Raw genomic sequence first — 18,121 nt, forward strand, 5'->3', positions numbered from 1 at the left:
GCCCCTTACGCCGCGTCTCGTTTGAGAACGGCGATGACGTCGCGCACGCTCTTGCCTTCGGCCCGTGCAGCGAAGTTCAACGCCATGCGGTGCTGCAGGATCGGCTCGGCGAGCGCCATCACGTCGTCGACCGACGGCGCGAGGCGGCCCTCGTAGAGCGCGCGGGCGCGAACGCAGGTCATCAGCGCCTGCGAGGCCCGGGGGCCCGGGCCCCACGAGATGTGGGCGTCGGCCTCCGCATGGCCGCTGCCGGGCCGCGCCGAGCGGACCAGCGACAGGATCGTCTCCACCACCGTCTCCGGCACCGGCATGCGCCGCACCAGCCGCTGGATCTCGCGCAGCCGCTCGGCGGTCACCACCGCCTCGGCGTGCTGCTCGCCGCCGCTCGTCGTCTCCATCACGATGCGGCGTTCGGCCTCGAGATCGGGATAGAACACGTCGATCTGCATCAGGAAGCGATCGAGCTGCGCCTCGGGCAGCGGATAGGTGCCCTCCTGCTCGAGCGGGTTCTGCGTGGCGAGCACGTGGAACGGCGCCGGCAGGTCGTGACGCTCGCCGGCGACGGTCACGTGGTACTCCTGCATCGACTGCAGGAGGGCGGACTGGGTGCGCGGCGAGGCGCGATTGATTTCGTCGGCCATCAGAAGCTGCGCGAACACCGGGCCGCGGACGAATCGGAAGGACCGCCGACCATTCTCGTCGGTGTCCATCACCTCGGTGCCGACGATGTCGGACGGCATCAGGTCGGGCGTGAACTGGACGCGCCGCGCGTCGAGGCCGAGGGCCGTGCCGAGGGTGTCGACGAGCTTGGTCTTGGCAAGGCCCGGCACCCCGACGAGCACCGCGTGTCCGCCTGAAAGGATTGCGACAAGGCTCTGTTCGACCACGCTTTCCTGACCGAAGATGACGCGGCCGACGGAGTGCTTCACCTTTGCGATATCGGCGAGCGCGCTCTCCGCCTCGGCAATGATCGCATCGGCGTCCAGAAGCGGATCCTGGGGCGCGAGCAGGGTCATGACTGTTCTCCGTCGAGAAACGTAGCTCACCCGATGAGGGAGCCGAGCGTGCATCCGGGCATGGTTAGCATCTGCGAGGTCAGCAACAAGTGGTCGATGCTGGCAAGCGCGCCTGCAACCACTATTTCGTGACTGCGAAGGCCGGCCAAAATAAGACCGAGCGGCCTTTCGATCCTTCGAGCGAGGCTTGCGCAATGACGACCCAACCCCTTGTGGGCGCCTCGAAATCGAGCCTCGACCAGCTTGCGGCCCAGCTCGGCGGTGGATCGCTCGCCGCCCGGCCGGTGGAGCGCTGGAACCCGTCGTCCTGCGGTGCGATCGACATCCGCATCGAGGCCGACGGGCGGTGGCTGCACGAGGGACGTCCGATCTATCGCGCGCCGCTGGTGCGGCTCTTCGCCTCGATCCTGCGCAAGGATGCGGATGGCGAAACCTATCTCGTCACGCCCGTCGAAAAGCTGCGGATCGAGGTCGTCGATGCGCCGTTCGTCGCGGTCGACATGCAGGTGCGCGGCAGCGGCGATGACGCCACCCTCGCGTTCGCTACAAGCCTCGGCGAGGTCGTGGCGGCCGATGCAGACCACCCCCTGCGGTTCGTGCTGGACCCCGCAAATGGAGGCCTCAAGCCGTACGTCACCGTGCGCGGCCGGCTGGAGGCGCGGCTGTCGCGCGGCTTGACCTTCGAGCTCGCGGACCGCATCGAGGCGGACGGCGAGGACTGGGTGATCCGCTCTGGCGGTGCGCGCTTCGTCCTGCCTCCCGAAGCAATCGGCTGACATAGAAGCGTCATGACCCTTGATCTCAGCGGCTTCACCGCCGCCGACTTCCGCCGCCGCGTGGCGCTGCGGGGCGCCACGGACCTCGAGGTCGAGATCGGCGATCACCTCCTCAATCCCGACATGGACGCGCTCATCGACCGTGCCGGCGCCCGGGAGGCTGCGGTGCTGGTGCCCGTCGTCGACCGGCCGGAGGGGGCGAGCGTGCTTCTGACCACACGCACGGCGACCTTGCGCAAGCATTCCGGCCAGATCGCCTTTCCCGGCGGCTCGATCGATCCCGACGACGTTTCACCGGAGGCGGCTGCCCTGCGCGAAAGCTTCGAAGAGATCGCGCTGCCTGCCGAGCATGTCGAGACGGTCGGTCGGTTGCCGCGCTATCTCACCACGACCGGCTTTCGCATCACGCCGATCCTGGCGGTCGTCACGCCGGGCTTCACCCTCATTCCAAACCCGGACGAGGTGGCCGACAGCTTCGAGGTGCCGCTGGGCTTCCTGATGAATCCGGCGAACCACCGGTGCGAGAGCCGCATCTTCAAGGGACGCGAGCGCTTCTTCTATACGATGCCCTACGAGACACGCATGATCTGGGGCATCACCGCCGGCATCATTCGCACGCTTTACGAAAGGCTTTACCGATGACGGTGCGCATCACCGCCGACTGGATCGCCGATCCGCAGCTGCAGCACCTGCTGGCCGTGCTGAACGCCGACGGCGAGACGGCACGCATCGTCGGCGGCGCGGTGCGCAACGGCCTGATGGACCGGGCGGTGAGCGACATCGACGTCGCGACCACCGCCGTGCCGGAGACGGTGATCGAGCGGGTCACGCAGGCCGGAATGAAGCCGGTGCCGACCGGGATCGCGCACGGCACCGTCACCGTCGTCGCCAGAGGCCGGCCGTTCGAGGTGACGACGCTGCGCCGCGATGTGGAGACCGACGGGCGGCACGCCCGGGTCGTCTTCGGCCGGGACTGGCAGGCGGACGCCGAGCGGCGGGACTTCACCATCAACGCGCTCTATGCCGAGGCGGACGGGACGGTGATCGACCTCGTCGGAGGCCTTGCCGACGTCGAGGCGCGCGCGGTCCGCTTCATCGGCGATGCCGAGACGCGCATCCGCGAGGATTATCTGCGGGTGCTGCGCTTCTTCCGCTTCTTCGCCTGGTACGGCACAGGCCGGCCGGATGCGGCGGGACTGCGGGCCGCGACGCGCCTGAAGGACGGACTGGCGCAGCTTTCGGTCGAGCGCGTCTGGGCCGAGCTGCGCAAGCTCCTCGGTGCGCCCGACCCGTCCCGGGCGCTCCTCTGGATGCGTCAGACCGGTGTGCTCACGGCGGTGCTGCCGGAGAGCGAGCGCTGGGGGATCGATGCGATCCACGGCTTGACCGCGGCCGAAGGGCTGCACGGCTGGCCGGCGGACCCGATGCTGCGGCTGATGGCGATCGTGCCGCCGGACGCGGCGCGCATGGACGAGTTGGCGCGCCGGCTGAAGCTCTCGAACGGCGAGCGCGAGCGGCTGCTCGCCTGGGCGACGGCGGAGATGCCGGGTCTGGGCGAGAGCGACCTCGGCCTGCGTTCGCGCCTCTACTTCGGTGAGCCGCAGGGGCTCGTCGACCGGCTGCGGCTCGGCTTCGCTGCCGCGGCGGCGAAAGACCCGTCGGATGCGGAAGCGCTTGGAACGGTGGCGGCTCTGCGGCGCCAGCTGACGGTCGCCGAGCGGTTCGAGCCACCGGCCTTTCCGCTGTCCGGGCGCGATCTCATCGCAGCGGGCGCACAGCCGGGGCCCGAGCTTGGCAACACCCTCGCGAGGCTCGAGCGAGCGTGGGTCGACAGCGGCTTCGTCCTCTCGAAGGAGAGATTGCTCGAAAAGCTTTGAGAGACGCGTGTGCCGGCAAACGCGCGCAGACGAGGAGGTTCGATGCGAAGGCGCGTTCGGCCAACAAAAAAGCGGGCCGCTGGGGCCCGCCTCGTTCGCGCCGCACCGACAATGATCAGTGCGAAGTCGCGTTGGTGGTTTCGGTGGTCTTGGACCTGAACGAGTCCATCATCGACGGCGTGATTCTCTCCACGCCGAACTGCCGAGCCTGCGCCACCGCGCGGCGGATGACCTCCGCCTGGCTCTCCGCCCGGATCACACGCTGGCACCCGGGAATGACCGTCGCACAATCGAGTTCGTACATGACCCTTTGCCTCCCAATGGGTTCTTCACGAGCAGCCTACTTCAACCCATACGAAAGTCCAATGTTCCGATTCCCGGATAACGCGTTCGTGAGCTGTTAACAACCGTCGGCCGAGCATCGGTTCTTTAGCGGGTTCAGGCGAACCGCCTCGGGCAATCGCAGACGCAGGCGGTCCCTCAGTGCCTTCAGGGCCAGCGAACCAGCGGCGGCATCGAGGAGAGGATCGAGGCGACGTTGCCGCCGGTCTTCAGCCCGAACAGCGTGCCGCGGTCATAGAGGAGATTGTACTCGACGTAGCGGCCGCGTCGCACGAGCTGCTCCTCACGGTCCTCGTCCGTCCACGGCGTCGCGGCGTTCTGTTTCACGAGGTGCGGGTAGACCACGAGGAACGCCTTGCCGACGTCCTGGGTGAAGGCGAAGTCGGTCTCCCAGCCGCCGGCCTCGTCGGCCGAGTGCAGCCAGTCGTAGAAGATGCCGCCGACGCCGCGTGCCTCGCCGCGATGCGGCAGGTAGAAGTACTCGTCGCACCAAGCCTTGAACTTGTCGTGGTCGGCGACGCCGGCGTGGCGGTCGCACACGAACTTCAGCGCGCGGTGGAAGGCGAGGGTGTCCTGGTCGTCGGCCCCGCGGCGGCGCTCGAGCATCGGCGTCAGGTCGGCACCGCCGCCGAACCACTGGCGCGAGGTCACCACCATGCGGGTGTTCATGTGCACGGCCGGAACATGCGGGTTCAGCGTGTGGGCGATCAGCGAGATGCCCGAGGCCCAGAAGCTCGGATCCTCCTCCGCGCCGGGGATCTGCTTGCGGAACTCCGGAGAGAACTCGCCGTGCACGGTGGAGGTGTGGACGCCGACCTTCTCGAACACGCGGCCGTGCATCATCGACATCACACCGCCTCCACCGGCCTCGCGCGTCCAGGTCTCGCGCACGAAGCGACCGGCGGACGCGTCAGGATCGCCATAGGCGTCCTCGAGATCCTCGAAGCTCTTGCAGATGCGGTCGCGCAGCGCCTCGAACCAGAGCCGCGCCGTCTCCTTCTTGGTCCCGATATCCGCGGGAAGGCCTTCGGGTAACTCGGGACGCTGCATGGGGTACTCTCTCACTCGTATCGGCAGGGGCTTTGAAGGGCGCCGTCCTGCGACGGTTTACCAGCCGTCCGCCGATGACGACAGGCCATGACCGTAACCCGGATTCGCAAATGCGAGGCCAGAACGCTATCTAAGACCGCCATGTTGGAGTTCGACCGGGGTTGCCGATGACCCGCTTTCCCGCCCCACCGCTCGAAGGGCTCCGCCGCCGGCTGAAGGACGGCCGGGAGGGCCGCCTCGCCGGGCGCGACAGCTTCGTGCGCGAGACCTTCACGCTGCCGCGCGAGGCGGCGCGTGTGAAGGCGCGCGAGTGGTTCGAGCGCTATCCGAAGGCGGCGTACTGGACCTCGGTGGAGAGCTGGCGGGTGATCGAGGGCGACGCGGTCGAGTTCACGATGCGCCGCCTGCCGAGCGCCGACTGAGAGGCTCGCGCCAGCGGCCTTTCCGTGTCGCGACGCGTTGTGCGCATGCGAACGTGGAACCGGCGCCCACCGGCGTGCTTAGCCTCCTGAACGCTCAGGAGCCGATCCATGTCCCTGCCACCTCCCATCCCCTTTTCCCCTGACGTCGAGCAGCATCGGCCCGACGAGGCGGTAACGATCCAGCAGTTGAACGAGGCGTTCGACACGATCCTCGAGACGACCGCGCAGGACTACGGTCATGCGGTGCGGGCGGTGCATGCCAAGGCGCATGGCGTCCTGCAGGGCGTGATGACGGTGAAGGAGGGGCTGCCGAGCGAACTGGCGCAGGGCCTGTTCGCGGCGCCGGGCGAATACCGGGTGGACCTGCGGCTTTCGACCAATGCCGGCGATATCCTGCCGGATGCGATCTCGTTGCCGCGCGGCCTGGCGCTGAAGGTCGAGGGCGTGCCGGGGGAGCGGCTGATGGGCGCCGAGGGCACGAGCCAGGACTTCGTCATGGTCAACGGCACCGTGTTCCAGGCCAAGACCGCAGAGCAGTTCCTCGGCAATCTGAAACTGCTGGCGAAGACCACGGACCGGCTCGAAGGCACCAAGACGGTGATGTCGGGGGTGCTGCGCGGCGTCTCCTCCGCGCTGAAGACGGTTGGCATCGAAAGTCCGGCCTTGAACGCCCTTGGTGGTGCGCCGAACGTCGATCCGCTCGGCGAGACCTATTACAGCGTGACACCGTTCCGCTACGGCGACTTCATCGCGAAGTTCAGCCTCAGGCCGGCGTCACCCGATCTGACCGCGCGCGGCGGCCACGTGATCGACGCCAGCGGCCGGCCGGACGCCATCCGGGAGACGGTGCAGGCCGAGATGGCGAAGGCGACGGCCGTCTGGGAGTTCCGGGTCCAGCTCTGCCGCGACCTCGACAAGCAGCCGGTCGAGGATCCGACGGTGGAGTGGTCGGAGGACGAGGCGCCGTTTGCGACGGTCGCGACGATCACGGTGGAGCCGCAGGACAGCTGGGATGCCGAGCGCGTTAAGGCGGTGGACGAGGCGATGCGCTTCTCGGTCTGGACCGGCCTTGCCGCGCACCAGCCGCTCGGCAACATCAACCGTGCCCGACGCGCGCCCTACCAGCATTCGGCGGGATTTCGGCAGCGCTTCAACGGCTGCCCGATCCACGAGCCGACGTGATTGCGGCGCTCGACGTTCAACGGCTTGTCGCGGGATGTCCGTTCACCTGCCGGATCGCCTCGCCGGCCGCCATGCCGGCAGAGACGGCGAGGTTGAGCGAGCGTGCGCCCTCGATCATGCCAATTCGCACGCGCGCATCCGCTGTCGCGTGGACGTGCTCCGGCACACCGGCGCTCTCGCGGCCGAACAGGAGCACGTCGTCGTCGCGATAGGCGAACGCGGTGTAGCCGGTCGTCGCCTGCGTGGTGAAGAGGACGAGGCGGCGCGTCTCGGCCTCCCGCCAGGCGAGGAAGGCCGTCCAGCTGACGTGCCGTACCAGGCGTGCCGTTTCGAGATAGTCCATGCCGGCGCGCTTCAGCGCCCGGTCGGAGATGTCGAAGCCGGCTGGTTCGATGACGTGGACGTCAAGGCCGAGGCAGGCGCCGAGGCGCAGGATCGTGCCGGTGTTGCCGGCGATGTCCGGCTGGTAGAGGGCGATGGCGAGCGACATGTGACCGCCATCGCATGCCGGCGGGCGGGATCCAAGTCCGGGGGCGCTGGCGGCAAAGCCAGGCGGGCCCCTGACTCCGGTCGGCGCCCTCCCTATATGCGGCTCTCGACTGGGAATGAGCGGGCTCGCGTGGTGCCTCGTCCGACCCATACCTGCTAGTGCCTGAGCCGCCATGTTCGCCTTCTTCGAGAGGCTGGTCGACCCGTTCCCCAAGGAGCGGCCCGGCCGCCCGCCTGCCACCTTCTTCGCCTTCGTCTGGCACTATGCCCGGCCGATGTGGCGCATGCTGGCGCTGCTCGCGCTGACCACGGCGCTGATTTCGGTGATCGAGGTGTCGCTGTTCGGCTTCCTCGGCCGGATCGTCGACTGGCTCGCGGCGACGCCGCGCGAGACGCTCCTCGCCGACAAGGGATGGATGCTCGCGGGGCTCGCCGCGGTGATCCTCATCCTCCTGCCGGGTACCGTGCTGATCCAGGGCTTCAACCAGTTCCAGGCGCTCGCCGGCAACTTCCCGATGCAGGTGCGCTGGCGGATGCACAACTGGATGCTCGGCCAGTCGCTCGGCTTCTTCCAGGACGAGTTCGCGGGGCGCATCGCCACCAAGCTGATGCAGACGGCGCTCGCGCTGCGCGAGGGCCTTTTGAAGTGCATCGAGGTGATGCTCTACGTCGCGGTCTACTTCACCGGCGTGGTGGTGATGGTGGCGGCCGCGGACTGGGTGCTGGCGCTGCCCTTCATCGGCTGGCTGGCGCTCTACGTCGTGATGCTGCGCTGGTTCCTGCCGCGGCTCGGCCGGGTCGGCGGCGAGCAGGCCAACGCCCGTTCGGTGATGACCGGGCGCATCGTCGACGCCTATGCCAACATCGCAACGGTGAAGCTCTTCGCGCACACGCAGCGCGAGGCGGAGCATGCGCGCACGTCGATGACCGAGTTCCTTGGCACCGTGCACAAGCAGATGCGCTATGTCAGCGGCTTCTACCTCTGCCTCTACCTCCTCAACTCGCTGTTGCTCTTCTCCGTCGCCGCCCTCGGCATCGGCCTGTGGGTATCGAATGCCGCAACGATCGGCGCGGTCGCGGCCTCGGTCGCGCTCGTCCTGCGCCTGCACGGCATGTCGCAGTGGGTGATGTGGGAGGTTGCGGCGCTGTTTGAGAACATCGGCACGGTGCAGGACGGGATGGGCACCTTCGCCAAGACCGTCGCCGTCACCGACCCGGCCGATGCGCGCGAACTCGTCGTGCAGGAGGGCGGCATCCGCTTCGAACGCGTGACCTTCGCCTACGGTCGCAAGGGCCGGGTGCTGCGCGACTTTTCGCTCGACATCAAGCCGGGCGAGAAGGTCGGGCTCGTCGGTCGCTCTGGTGCCGGCAAGTCGACGCTGCTCAACCTCCTCCTGCGCTTCTACGACGTCGAAGGCGGGCGTATCCGGATCGACGGCCAGGACATCGCGGCGGTGACGCAGGACTCGCTGCGCCGGCAGATCGGCGTCGTCACGCAGGACACCTCGCTCTTGCATCGCTCGATCCGCGAGAACGTGCTCTACGGCCGGCCCGATGCGAACGAAGCCGACGTGCGGCGCGCGCTCGAGCGGGCGCAGGCGGCCGACTTCATCGACGCGCTCAGCGACATCGACGGGCGGCAGGGGCTCGATGCCGAGGTCGGCGAGCGCGGCGTCAAGCTGTCGGGGGGGCAGCGCCAGCGGATCGCCATTTCCCGGGTGATGCTGAAGGATGCACCGATCCTGCTTCTCGACGAGGCGACCTCGGCGCTGGATTCCGAGGTCGAGGCAGCGATCGCGCAGAACCTCTACGCCCTGATGGAGGGCAAGACGGTGATCGCCGTCGCGCACCGGCTGTCGACCATTGCCGCGCTCGACCGGCTGGTGGTGCTGGACGAAGGCCGGATCGTGGAGGAGGGCAGCCATGCCGAGCTGATCGCGGCTGGCGGGCTCTATGCCCAGCTCTGGGCGCGGCAGGCCGGCGGCTTCATCGACGCCAGCGAAGACGGCGCGCTGGAGGCGGCGCAGTGAACCGGGTCGGCCTGTCGTCCCGCGCATCCGCTGCCAGATCGTCTTCCAAACGAAGCGGATGCGGCTCGACCGGCTTCGGAAGCATCGCATTCCGCCGGCGAACGGTGCGGCGATGATCCGCCGCTTGCTGAAGCGCTTCGAGGGGATCGTCGATCCGTTCGGCGGCGAGGAGCCCGCGACCGCTGCCCGGGCCGACCTCACAGGCCACATCGCGCCCCTGCCGGCCGACACGAACCGCTTCATCTGGCATTTCGCGCGGCAGGCGAAGTGGCCGCTGATCGGCCTCCTGATCACCGGCGGGCTCTCTGGCGGCGTCGAGGCGATCCTCTTCACCGGTGTCGGTTGGGTGGTGGACGCGCTTGGCCGCGACAGCCGCGAAACGCTCCTCACCGACCAGTTCTGGCTGCTCGCGGGGCTCGCCTTCGTGGCGCTGATCGGCCGCGTGGCCGTGGTTTTCGCCGCCTCGATCCTGGAAGAGCAGGTCATCGAGCCGAGCTTCTACAACCTCATCCGGTGGCAGAGCTACCGCCGGCTGATGGACCAGTCCTACACCTTCTTCCAGAACGACTTCGCCGGTCGGCTGGCGCAGAAGGTGCAGCAGGTGGGGCAGGCGGTGGGCGACTTCGTCACGACCGTCCTGCAGACCTTCTGGTCCTTCATCACCTTCATCCTGCTCGCCGCCGGCATCCTCGCGGCACTGAACCTCTGGATGCTGGCGGTGCTGGCGGCCTGGGCGCTCGGCTACTGGTGGATCGTGCGCAACCTCCTGCCGCGCATCCGCGAATACGGGCGCCAGCGGGCGAACGCCAACTCGGTCTGGACCGGGCGGGTCGTCGACAGCTTCACCAACATCCTCTCGGTGAAGCTCTTCGACTCCAGCCGGCACGAGGACGCCTTCGTGAAGGACGGCTTTTCGCGCTACGTCGAGGCGGTGCGCCGGCTGACGCGCGAAATCACCACGGTTCGGTTCGCGGTGGCGGCCGTGAACGGGCTGATGATGACCGGCATCGGCGCGATCGCCATCGACGGGTGGCTCGACGGCGGTGTGACGACAGGCGGCGTGGCGACCGCGCTCGCCCTCGTCCTGCGGCTGAACCAGATGTCCGGTCAGATGATGTTCAACATCAACGGCCTGGTGCGCAACTACGGCACGGTGCAGGATGCGGTCGCGACGATTTCCGTACCGCCGACGCTGATCGACCGCGCCGACGCTGCGCCTCTCGGACGGGTCGCGGGCGACGTGCGGTTCGACAACGTCACCTTCCACTACGGCAAGGGCGGCGGCGTCATCGAGAACCTGTCCCTCCACGTGCGTCCCGGCGAGAAGGTCGGTCTGGTCGGGCGCTCCGGCGCCGGCAAGACCACGATCGTCAACCTGCTGCTGCGCCTCTACGAGGTGGAGGGCGGACGGATCCTGATCGACGGGCAGGACATTGCCGGCGTCACGCAGACCTCGCTGCGCTCGCAGATCGGTGTCGTGACGCAGGACACCTCGCTGCTGCACCGCTCGATCCGCGACAACATCGCCTATGGCCGGCTCGGCGCCGGCGAGGCGGAGATCGCGGCGGCGGCGCGGCAGGCGAGCGCCGAAGGCTTCATCCCCGCGCTGCGCGATCCGAACGGACGCAGCGGCTTCGACGCGCATGTCGGCGAACGCGGCATCAAGCTCTCGGGCGGCCAGCGCCAGCGCATCGCCATCGCCCGCGTCCTCCTGAAGAACGCGCCGATCCTCGTCCTCGACGAGGCGACCTCCGCACTCGATTCGGAGGTCGAGGCCGCGATCCAGGACAATCTGACGACGATGATGCGCGGCAAGACGGTGATCGCCATCGCCCACCGTCTGTCGACCATCGCCGCGCTCGACCGCCTGATCGTGCTGGATGCGGGCCGGATCGTCGAAGAGGGCACCCATGCCGAACTCGTGGCGCGGGGCGGGCTCTACGCCGAACTCTGGGGCCGACAGTCGGGCGGCTTCATCGGCGCAAAGGCGGCCGAACAATCGGCCGACGCTTAGTTTTGATTCGTTCCAGAGCTTCCGGGAAAGCCGAACGCTTTCAATGAGGGGCGGTCGCAGAAGGCTGAAACCCGAGCGATCCTCGGCCCTGCGCCACCGCAGTGCCACAGTTCGAGCGGCATCTTGCCCCGATTCCCTTGCATCGGCTGGACAACAAGGTCTCGCACGCCTAAGAAATCGCGCCGATGAGGAGCCGTGCGCCCGGCGATGCGCCAGCATCGCCACGCTTCGGCGGGTGGAGGACGACGCGCAGCGCCGCGTCCGATCCAGATGGGGAAGGAGCGCCATTCCGTGAGCGTCAACGAGACCGCAGAGCCGACCCGCCGGGACTTCCTCTACATTGCCACCGGGGCGGTCGGAGCGGTCGGCGCCGTTTCGGCGCTCTGGCCGTTCATCGACCAGATGAACCCGGACGCCGCGACGCTGGCGCTCGCCTCCATCGACGTCGACGTCAGCCAGGTGGCGGAGGGTCAGTCGATCACCGCCAAGTGGCGCGGCAAGCCGGTCTTCATCCGCCAGCGCACGGACGAGGAGGTGCAGTCGGCCAAGGAGGTCAAGCTCGACGAGCTGAAGGACCCGGTCGCACGCAACGCCAATCTGCCGAGCGACGCCCCGGCGACCGACGAGAACCGCTCGGCGCCCGGCAAGGAAAAGTGGCTCGTGATGGTGGGCGTCTGCACCCATCTCGGCTGCATCCCGCTCGGCGAGTCCGGCGACTTCGGCGGCTGGTTCTGCCCGTGCCACGGCTCGGAATACGATACGGCCGGCCGCATCCGGCAGGGCCCGGCGCCCGAGAACATGGCCGTTCCGGCCTTCGAATTCACCTCCGACACGACCGTGCGCATCGGCTGACGACAGGGAGACTCTCAGAACAATGTCCGCTGGTCACTCCTCCTATGTCCCGTCGCAGGGCCCCATGCGCTGGCTCGACGCGCGCCTGCCGCTGCCGCGTCTCCTCTACGATTCCTTCGTCGCCTTCCCGGTGCCGCGCAACCTGAATTACGCCTACACCTTCGGCGGCATTCTCGCGCTGATGCTGGCGGTGCAGATCATCTCCGGCGTCGTGCTCGCGATGCACTATGCCGCCAACGCCTCGCTCGCGTTCAACTCGGTCGAGTCGATCATGCGCGACGTGAACTGGGGCTGGCTGCTGCGCTACATGCACGCCAACGGCGCCTCGTTCTTCTTCATCGCCGTCTACCTGCACATGTTCCGCAACTTCTACTACGGCTCCTACAAGGCGCCGCGCGAAGTGCTGTACATCCTCGGCGTGGTGATCTTCCTCCTGATGATGGCGACCGCCTTCATGGGCTACGTCCTGCCCTGGGGCCAGATGTCGTTCTGGGGTGCGACGGTGATCACCGGCTTCTTCACCGCCTTCCCCTTTATCGGCGACCCGATCCAGCAGCTGCTGCTCGGCGGCTTCGCGGTGGACAACGCGACGCTGAACCGCTTCTTCGCGCTGCACTACCTGCTGCCCTTCATGATCGCCGGCGTCGTGATCCTGCACATCTGGGCGCTGCACGTCACCGGCCAGACCAACCCGACGGGCGTCGAGATCAAGTCGGACAGGGACACCGTGCCCTTCACCCCACATGCGACGGTCAAGGACGGCCTGGCGATGGTCGTGTTCCTGCTCGTCTTCGCCTACTTCATCTTCTACATGCCGAATTTCCTCGGCCACGCGGACAACTACGTCCCGGCGAACGCGCTGAAGACGCCCGCGCACATCGTGCCGGAATGGTACTTCCTGCCGTTCTACGCGATGCTGCGCGCCATCACCTTCAACATCGGCCCGATCGACTCCAAGCTCGGCGGCGTCCTGGTGATGTTCGGCTCGATCATCGTGCTGTTCTTCCTGCCGTGGCTCGACACCTCGCGGGTGCGCTCGACCGCCTTCCGTCCGATCTACAAGATCTTCTTCTGGATCATGATCGTCGACGTCATCATCCTCGGCTGGCTCGGATCGCGCCCGGCGGAGGGCATCTATCCGACGCTCGCGCTGATCGGCACGATCTACTACTTCGCGCACTGGCTGATCATCCTGCCGGTGGTCGGGCTGATCGAGACGCCGCGCCGCCTGCCGGCCTCGATCTCCGAGGCGGTTCTCGGTCCCGATCTCGGGGTCGGAACCGGAACCGGCAAGGGCGCCCCGCCGGCGCGCGCCGGTGCCGCGCCGCACAACGTGGCCTGACGCGAGTTCGAGGGGGACCATCATGAACCGACTTTTCGCAGCCCTCCTCGCGGCAGGCGTGGTGCTTGCGCCGGCGGCCTTCGCGCAGCAGGACAATGTCACCCCGGCGCCGTCGCCGGACGCGGCGACGACGACCCCGAGCGGCGAGGCCGGCCCGGCTGGCGGCGAGGCGGCCGATCATGGCGCCGGCGACGCCGCGGCGAGCGGTGAGCACGGCACGGTGCACTATCCGCTGAAGCATCCGCCGGAACTCTCCTGGACCTTTGCAGGACCCTTCGGCCACTGGGACATCGCCCAGCTGCAGCGCGGCTACAAGGTCTACAAGGAGGTCTGCTCGAGCTGCCATTCGATGGATCTCGTCGCCTTCCGCAACCTGTCTGCGCTCGGCTACGAAGAAGGGCAGATCAAGGCGATCGCCGCCGAATACACGGTGCAGGACGGACCGAACGGCGACGGCGACATGTTCGATCGACCGGCGATCGGCTCCGACCACTTCCCGCATCCGTTCCCGAACCCGGAAGCGGCCGCGGCCGCCAACAACGGTGCCGCGCCGCCGGATCTTTCGCTCATCGCGAAAGCACGGGAGGTCGAGCGCGGCTTCCCGACCTTCCTGTTCGACATCTTCACCCAGTACAACGAAGGCGGCCCGGACTACGTGCACGCCCTCCTGACGGGCTATGGCCAGGATGCCCCGGCCGGGATCACGATCCAGCCGGGCACCCACTACAACCCGTACTTCATCTCCGGGCCGGCGCTGGCTATGCCGCCGCCGCTGTCGGACGGACAGGTGACCTACGACGACGGCTCGCCGGAGACGACCGACCAATATGCGCGGGACGTCGGCGCCTTCCTGATGTGGGCCGCCGAGCCGCATCTCGTCGAGCGCAAGGCGACCGGCTTCGTGGTGATCATCTTCCTCCTGGTCTTCGCCGGGCTGGTCTACACGGTGAAGAAGCGGGTCTGGGCCGGCGCGCATTGAGCCTCCCTGCAGCGTGAACGAGAAGGGGCCTGGACGGCCCCTTTTTCTTTGAGTTGAGTACAGCCCATGACCCAGACCGCCTTCGACTTCGCGTCGATCATCCGGACGATCGCCGACTACCCGCTGCCTGGGATCCAGTTCCGCGACATCACCACGCTGCTCGCGGATCCGGATGCCTTCCGGACGGCGGTGGATCTCCTGGTGCAGCCCTACAAGGGCGAGACGGTCGAGAAGATCGCCGGGATCGAGGCGCGAGGCTTCATTCTCGGGGGCGCGATGGCGCACCAGCTCGCCGCTGGCTTCGTGCCGATCCGCAAGCGCGGCAAGCTGCCGCACGAAACCGTACGCGTCGCCTATTCGCTGGAATACGGCATCGACGAGATGGAGATGCACAAGGACGCGGTGCGACCCGGCGAGCGGGTGGTGCTGACCGACGATCTGATTGCGACGGGCGGCACGGCCGAGGCGGCGGTGAAGCTCCTGCGCGAGCTCGGCGCCGACATCGTGGCGGCCTGTTTCGTGATCGACCTGCCGGAACTCGGCGGTCGCAAGCGGCTGGAGGCGATGGGCGTGACGGTCCGAACGCTGGTGGAATTCGCCGGACATTGACGGGGCCCGACAGCCTTCTACCTCGGCCTTAGCAACCGGCCGCGGACAGTCCGGGCCGCTTGAACGCCGAGAGGAGCCTGTCATGAGCCGCCGCGCACCCGTTGCCGTCACACTTGCCGCCGCTGCCCTGCTGTCGCCGCTGACTGCCGTCGCGCAGGATGCGGCCGCCCCCTCGACCGAGGCGAAGCCGAACGATCTTCTGAACGCGGCGCTGTGGATGCAGGAATCGGTCGAGTACAAGGCGAACGCCGTCGGGATCTTCGCTTTCGCCAAAGCAAGGCTGGACGCCGCTCTGACGGACAAAGGCGCGAGCGCCCTCGACCAGAGCGACGCCGGGGACAAGCCGCCCGCGATCATCATCGATCTCGACGAAACGGCGATCGACAACTCGGCTTACGAGTCCGGGCTCGTCACCACCAATGCCGACTACAGCTCCAAGACCTGGGCGGAGTGGGTCGATGCCAAGCAGGCGAAGGCGGTGCCTGGCGTTCTCGATTACCTCGGTTATGCCGACGGCAAGGGCGTGAAGATCTTCTATGTCAGCAACCGCACGGCGGACCAGGAAGAGGCGACGCGGGCCAACATGCAGGCGCTCGGCTTTCCGATGGGCGGCAACGTCGACACCTTCCTGATGAACAAGGAGAAGGACGGCTGGGGCTCCGACAAGGAGGCACGCCGACAGTTCGTGGCGAACGAGTACCGCGTCGTCGCGATGGTCGGCGACAACTACGGCGACTTCACCAAGGCCGCCGGCGGCACGGCGCCGGAGCGGATGGCGGCCTTCGAGAAGGACCAGGCGCACTTCACGACGGACTGGTTCATGTTGGCCAACCCGACCTACGGCTCATGGGAGTCGACCGCCTTCGGCAACGACTACAAGCTGTCGGCGGACCAGAAGCGCGCGATGAAGCAGGACGCGCTGGAGCCGTGGACGCCGAAGGCGGCGCAGTAAGTAACCGATCGAACGGTCATGCGGCCGGCCCACAGGGGCCGGCATTGCCTGGCCCAGAGGCGGCCTCAATCCACCGGCACGAAGAACGAACCGTCGAGCTCGAAAACCGTGGTGCCGTCCTGGTTGACTCCCTCGCTGTGGGTCTCGGCGATGCCCCAGCCCGGCCGGCTGTTCGAGACCCGCTTGGCTGTCACGGTCTGCCGGAAGGTGACGGTATCGCCGGCGAAGACCGGCTTCAGCCACCGCAGATTGCGGATGCCGGGTGAGGGGCCGAAGTTCGGCTCCGGGTTGCCGGCCTCGACGTGGCGGCGGGCGAGTGCGGCGCGCAGCTCGGCATTCAGCCGCATGTAGACGGAGGCCGTGTGCCAGCCCGAGGCGCAGAGCCCGCCGAACAGCGAGCGCTCGGCGGCGGCTTCGTCGAGGTGGAAGGGCTGCGGGTCGAACTTCGCCGCGAAGCGCTTGATGTCCTCAGCGGTGAAGTGATGCGCGCCGAGCTCGAAGCGTTCGCCGACCACGACGAGATTCCAGAAGCTCATTCCGCCGCTCCCTCCCGGGTCAGCATCATGACCGTATACTCCGCCTCGAGCACGGGTCCACTGGCGGTCGACAGCGCGTTGCGCAGCTTGACGATGCCGAGCCCCGGCCGGCTCGCGGAACGCCGCGCGTCCAGGACAGTCGCGGTGCCCGACAGCGTGTCCCCGGGGCGGACCGGCCGCAGCCAGCGAACGAAGTCGACCCCCGGCGAGCCCTGCGAGGTCGAGCCGAGGATGAAAGCGTCGCACATCATCCGCATCATCATCGCACAGGTGTGCCAGCCGGAGGCCGCAAGTCCGCCGAGGAGGCTGGCCTTGGCGGCCTCCTCGTCGAGATGGAAAGGCTGCGGGTCGAACTCGCTCGCGAATGCGACGATCTCGTCGCGCGTCACCGGGTAGGGGCCCAGCGGGAAGCTGGCGCCTGGCGGGAAGTCCTCGAAGCTGCGGACGGCGGGTTGAACGGCCATGCGACGCGCGCCGCCTATACGTTGAACTTGAACATCATCACGTCGCCGTCGGCGACGACGTATTCCTTACCCTCGTCGCGCGCCTTGCCGGCCTCCTTGGCCGCCACCTCGCCGCCGAGGCTGACGAAGTCCTGGTAGCCGATGGTCTGGGCGCGGATGAAGCCCTTCTCGAAGTCGGTGTGGATGACGCCGGCCGCCTGTGGCGCCTTCGAGCCCGCCTTGACGGTCCAGGCGCGGGCCTCCTTCGGGCCGGCGGTGAAGTAGGTGATGAGGTCGAGAAGCTGGTAGCCGGCGCGGATCAGCCGGTCGAGGCCGGGCTCGGTGAGGCCCATCGCCTCCAGGTAATCGCCGACCTCCTCCTCCGGCAACTGCGCGATCTCTGCCTCGATCGCGGCAGAAATGACGACGCTGGCCGCGCCCTGGTTCTTCGCCATCGCCTCCACCGCCTCGGAGTAGGCGTTGCCGGTGGCGGCATCTGCCTCCTCGACGTTGCAGACATAGAGGACGGGCTTGGAGGTGAGGAGATTGAGGCCGCGCAGGATCGCGCGCTCCTCCGGGTCGTAGTCCTTGAGGAGGACGCGGACGGGCTCGCCGTTCTGCAGCTTGCCCAGCGCCGCCTCCATCACCGGCAGCACGGCCATCGCCTCCTTGTCCTTGCCGGTCGCCTTCTTGCGGGTGGCGGTGACGCGGCGCTCAAGGCTCTCGAGGTCGGACAGCATCAGCTCCGTCTCGACCGTCTCGGCGTCGGCGACCGGGTCGATGCGGCCCTCGACATGGGTGATGTCGTCGTTCTCGAAGCAGCGCAGCACGTGGACGATCGCATCGACCTCACGGATGTTGGCGAGGAACTGGTTGCCGAGCCCTTCGCCCTTCGAGGCGCCGCGCACCAGGCCGGCGATGTCGACGAAGGTGATGCGGGTCGGCACGACCTGCGCCGACTTGGCGATCCGGGCGATGTCCTTCAGCCGGGGATCGGGCACCGCGACGTCGCCGGTGTTCGGCTCGATCGTGCAGAAGGGATAGTTCGCCGCCTGCGCCGCCGCCGTCTTGGTGAGGGCGTTGAAGAGGGTGGACTTGCCGACGTTCGGCAGGCCGACGATGCCGCAGCGAAAACCCATGACTGTCCTTTGGAATTCGAGGCGCGAGCGATCACGCCGATCAGAGCCGGTATGTGACGTTTCGAGGGCGG

General features: G+C 67.8%; 19 protein-coding genes. 12 read left to right on the forward strand and 7 right to left on the reverse strand.

All coding sequences use genetic code 11. The features are described from left to right. Positions 1 to 5 precede the first annotated feature (5 nt). Positions 6 to 1,016 (reverse strand): AAA family ATPase, encoded by a 1,011-nt coding sequence (locus tag NPA30_RS02230; RefSeq protein WP_256800697.1) that lies wholly within the window; start codon positions 1,014 to 1,016, stop codon positions 6 to 8. Between the two features lie 194 nt (positions 1,017 to 1,210). Between NPA30_RS02230 and NPA30_RS02235 the strand changes: the two genes are divergently transcribed. Genes NPA30_RS02235 through NPA30_RS02245 form a run of 3 tightly spaced genes read left to right on the forward strand, consistent with a single transcriptional unit; the run spans position 1,211 to position 3,669 of the window. After that, positions 1,211 to 1,792: a DUF1285 domain-containing protein gene (locus tag NPA30_RS02235; protein ID WP_256800698.1), complete on the forward strand. Its 582-nt coding sequence runs from the start codon at positions 1,211 to 1,213 to the stop codon at positions 1,790 to 1,792. 12 nt (positions 1,793 to 1,804) lie between these two features. Continuing rightward, a complete protein-coding gene (locus NPA30_RS02240; protein WP_256800700.1) occupies positions 1,805 to 2,434 on the forward strand; it encodes a CoA pyrophosphatase in 630 nt (209 codons plus the stop codon). Then, a complete protein-coding gene (locus tag NPA30_RS02245; protein ID WP_256800701.1) occupies positions 2,431 to 3,669 on the forward strand; it encodes a CCA tRNA nucleotidyltransferase in 1,239 nt (412 codons plus the stop codon). The genes NPA30_RS02240 and NPA30_RS02245 overlap by 4 nt, the downstream gene beginning before the upstream one ends. A gap of 115 nt (positions 3,670 to 3,784) precedes the next feature. On the opposite strand, the gene NPA30_RS02250 is transcribed toward NPA30_RS02245, so the two are convergent. Both NPA30_RS02250 and hemF read right to left on the reverse strand, forming a co-directional pair. Then, positions 3,785 to 3,973, reverse strand: coding sequence for a DUF1059 domain-containing protein (locus NPA30_RS02250; RefSeq protein WP_256800702.1), 189 nt, complete (start codon positions 3,971 to 3,973; stop codon positions 3,785 to 3,787). 185 nt (positions 3,974 to 4,158) lie between these two features. Continuing rightward, positions 4,159 to 5,061, reverse strand: coding sequence for an oxygen-dependent coproporphyrinogen oxidase (hemF, locus tag NPA30_RS02255; RefSeq protein ID WP_256800703.1), 903 nt, complete (start codon positions 5,059 to 5,061; stop codon positions 4,159 to 4,161). Between the two features lie 167 nt (positions 5,062 to 5,228). Between hemF and NPA30_RS02260 the strand changes: the two genes are divergently transcribed. Both NPA30_RS02260 and NPA30_RS02265 read left to right on the forward strand, forming a co-directional pair. Beyond that, a complete protein-coding gene (locus NPA30_RS02260; RefSeq protein WP_256800704.1) occupies positions 5,229 to 5,483 on the forward strand; it encodes a hypothetical protein in 255 nt (84 codons plus the stop codon). 108 nt (positions 5,484 to 5,591) lie between these two features. Further along, the gene (locus tag NPA30_RS02265) at positions 5,592 to 6,665 is read left to right on the forward strand and encodes a catalase family protein (protein WP_256800705.1); all 1,074 of its coding nucleotides are present in this window, start codon (positions 5,592 to 5,594) and stop codon (positions 6,663 to 6,665) included. A 16-nt stretch (positions 6,666 to 6,681) separates the two neighbouring features. Here NPA30_RS02265 and NPA30_RS02270 read toward each other — a convergent pair whose 3' ends face one another. Further along, the gene (locus NPA30_RS02270) at positions 6,682 to 7,155 is read right to left on the reverse strand and encodes a tRNA (cytidine(34)-2'-O)-methyltransferase (RefSeq protein WP_256800706.1); all 474 of its coding nucleotides are present in this window, start codon (positions 7,153 to 7,155) and stop codon (positions 6,682 to 6,684) included. Between the two features lie 172 nt (positions 7,156 to 7,327). On the opposite strand from NPA30_RS02270, the gene NPA30_RS02275 reads away from it, so the two are divergent. From NPA30_RS02275 to NPA30_RS02305, 7 genes are all read left to right on the forward strand, one after another. Then, entirely contained in the window at positions 7,328 to 9,184 is a 1,857-nt protein-coding gene (locus NPA30_RS02275) for an ABC transporter ATP-binding protein (RefSeq protein ID WP_256800707.1), read from the forward strand. A 112-nt stretch (positions 9,185 to 9,296) separates the two neighbouring features. Further along, the gene (locus tag NPA30_RS02280; RefSeq protein ID WP_256800708.1) at positions 9,297 to 11,198 is read left to right on the forward strand and encodes an ABC transporter ATP-binding protein; all 1,902 of its coding nucleotides are present in this window, start codon (positions 9,297 to 9,299) and stop codon (positions 11,196 to 11,198) included. Between the two features lie 270 nt (positions 11,199 to 11,468). Further along, positions 11,469 to 12,050 (forward strand): ubiquinol-cytochrome c reductase iron-sulfur subunit, encoded by a 582-nt coding sequence (petA, locus tag NPA30_RS02285; protein ID WP_256800709.1) that lies wholly within the window; start codon positions 11,469 to 11,471, stop codon positions 12,048 to 12,050. A gap of 22 nt (positions 12,051 to 12,072) precedes the next feature. Continuing rightward, positions 12,073 to 13,392 carry a cytochrome b gene (locus tag NPA30_RS02290; protein WP_256800710.1) on the forward strand — a complete coding sequence of 440 codons (1,320 nt, stop codon included), beginning with the start codon at positions 12,073 to 12,075 and terminating at the stop codon, positions 13,390 to 13,392. 22 nt (positions 13,393 to 13,414) lie between these two features. Next, positions 13,415 to 14,371: a cytochrome c1 gene (locus NPA30_RS02295; RefSeq protein WP_256800711.1), complete on the forward strand. Its 957-nt coding sequence runs from the start codon at positions 13,415 to 13,417 to the stop codon at positions 14,369 to 14,371. Between the two features lie 66 nt (positions 14,372 to 14,437). Then, positions 14,438 to 14,980 carry an adenine phosphoribosyltransferase gene (locus NPA30_RS02300; protein WP_256800712.1) on the forward strand — a complete coding sequence of 181 codons (543 nt, stop codon included), beginning with the start codon at positions 14,438 to 14,440 and terminating at the stop codon, positions 14,978 to 14,980. A gap of 82 nt (positions 14,981 to 15,062) precedes the next feature. Continuing rightward, a complete protein-coding gene (locus NPA30_RS02305; protein WP_256800713.1) occupies positions 15,063 to 15,932 on the forward strand; it encodes a 5'-nucleotidase, lipoprotein e(P4) family in 870 nt (289 codons plus the stop codon). A gap of 65 nt (positions 15,933 to 15,997) precedes the next feature. On the opposite strand, the gene NPA30_RS02310 is transcribed toward NPA30_RS02305, so the two are convergent. The 3 genes from NPA30_RS02310 to ychF are packed head-to-tail and all read right to left on the reverse strand — an operon-like array spanning position 15,998 to position 18,050. Further along, positions 15,998 to 16,468 (reverse strand): MaoC family dehydratase, encoded by a 471-nt coding sequence (locus tag NPA30_RS02310; RefSeq protein ID WP_256800714.1) that lies wholly within the window; start codon positions 16,466 to 16,468, stop codon positions 15,998 to 16,000. After that, a complete protein-coding gene (locus NPA30_RS02315; protein ID WP_256800715.1) occupies positions 16,465 to 16,932 on the reverse strand; it encodes a MaoC family dehydratase in 468 nt (155 codons plus the stop codon). The genes NPA30_RS02310 and NPA30_RS02315 overlap by 4 nt, the downstream gene beginning before the upstream one ends. A gap of 14 nt (positions 16,933 to 16,946) precedes the next feature. Next, the gene (ychF, locus tag NPA30_RS02320) at positions 16,947 to 18,050 is read right to left on the reverse strand and encodes a redox-regulated ATPase YchF (RefSeq protein WP_256800716.1); all 1,104 of its coding nucleotides are present in this window, start codon (positions 18,048 to 18,050) and stop codon (positions 16,947 to 16,949) included. Positions 18,051 to 18,121 lie beyond the last annotated feature (71 nt).

It is taken from the genome of Mangrovibrevibacter kandeliae, from assembly GCF_024519155.1.
Taxonomy (GTDB): domain Bacteria; phylum Pseudomonadota; class Alphaproteobacteria; order Rhizobiales; family Rhizobiaceae; genus Mangrovibrevibacter; species Mangrovibrevibacter kandeliae.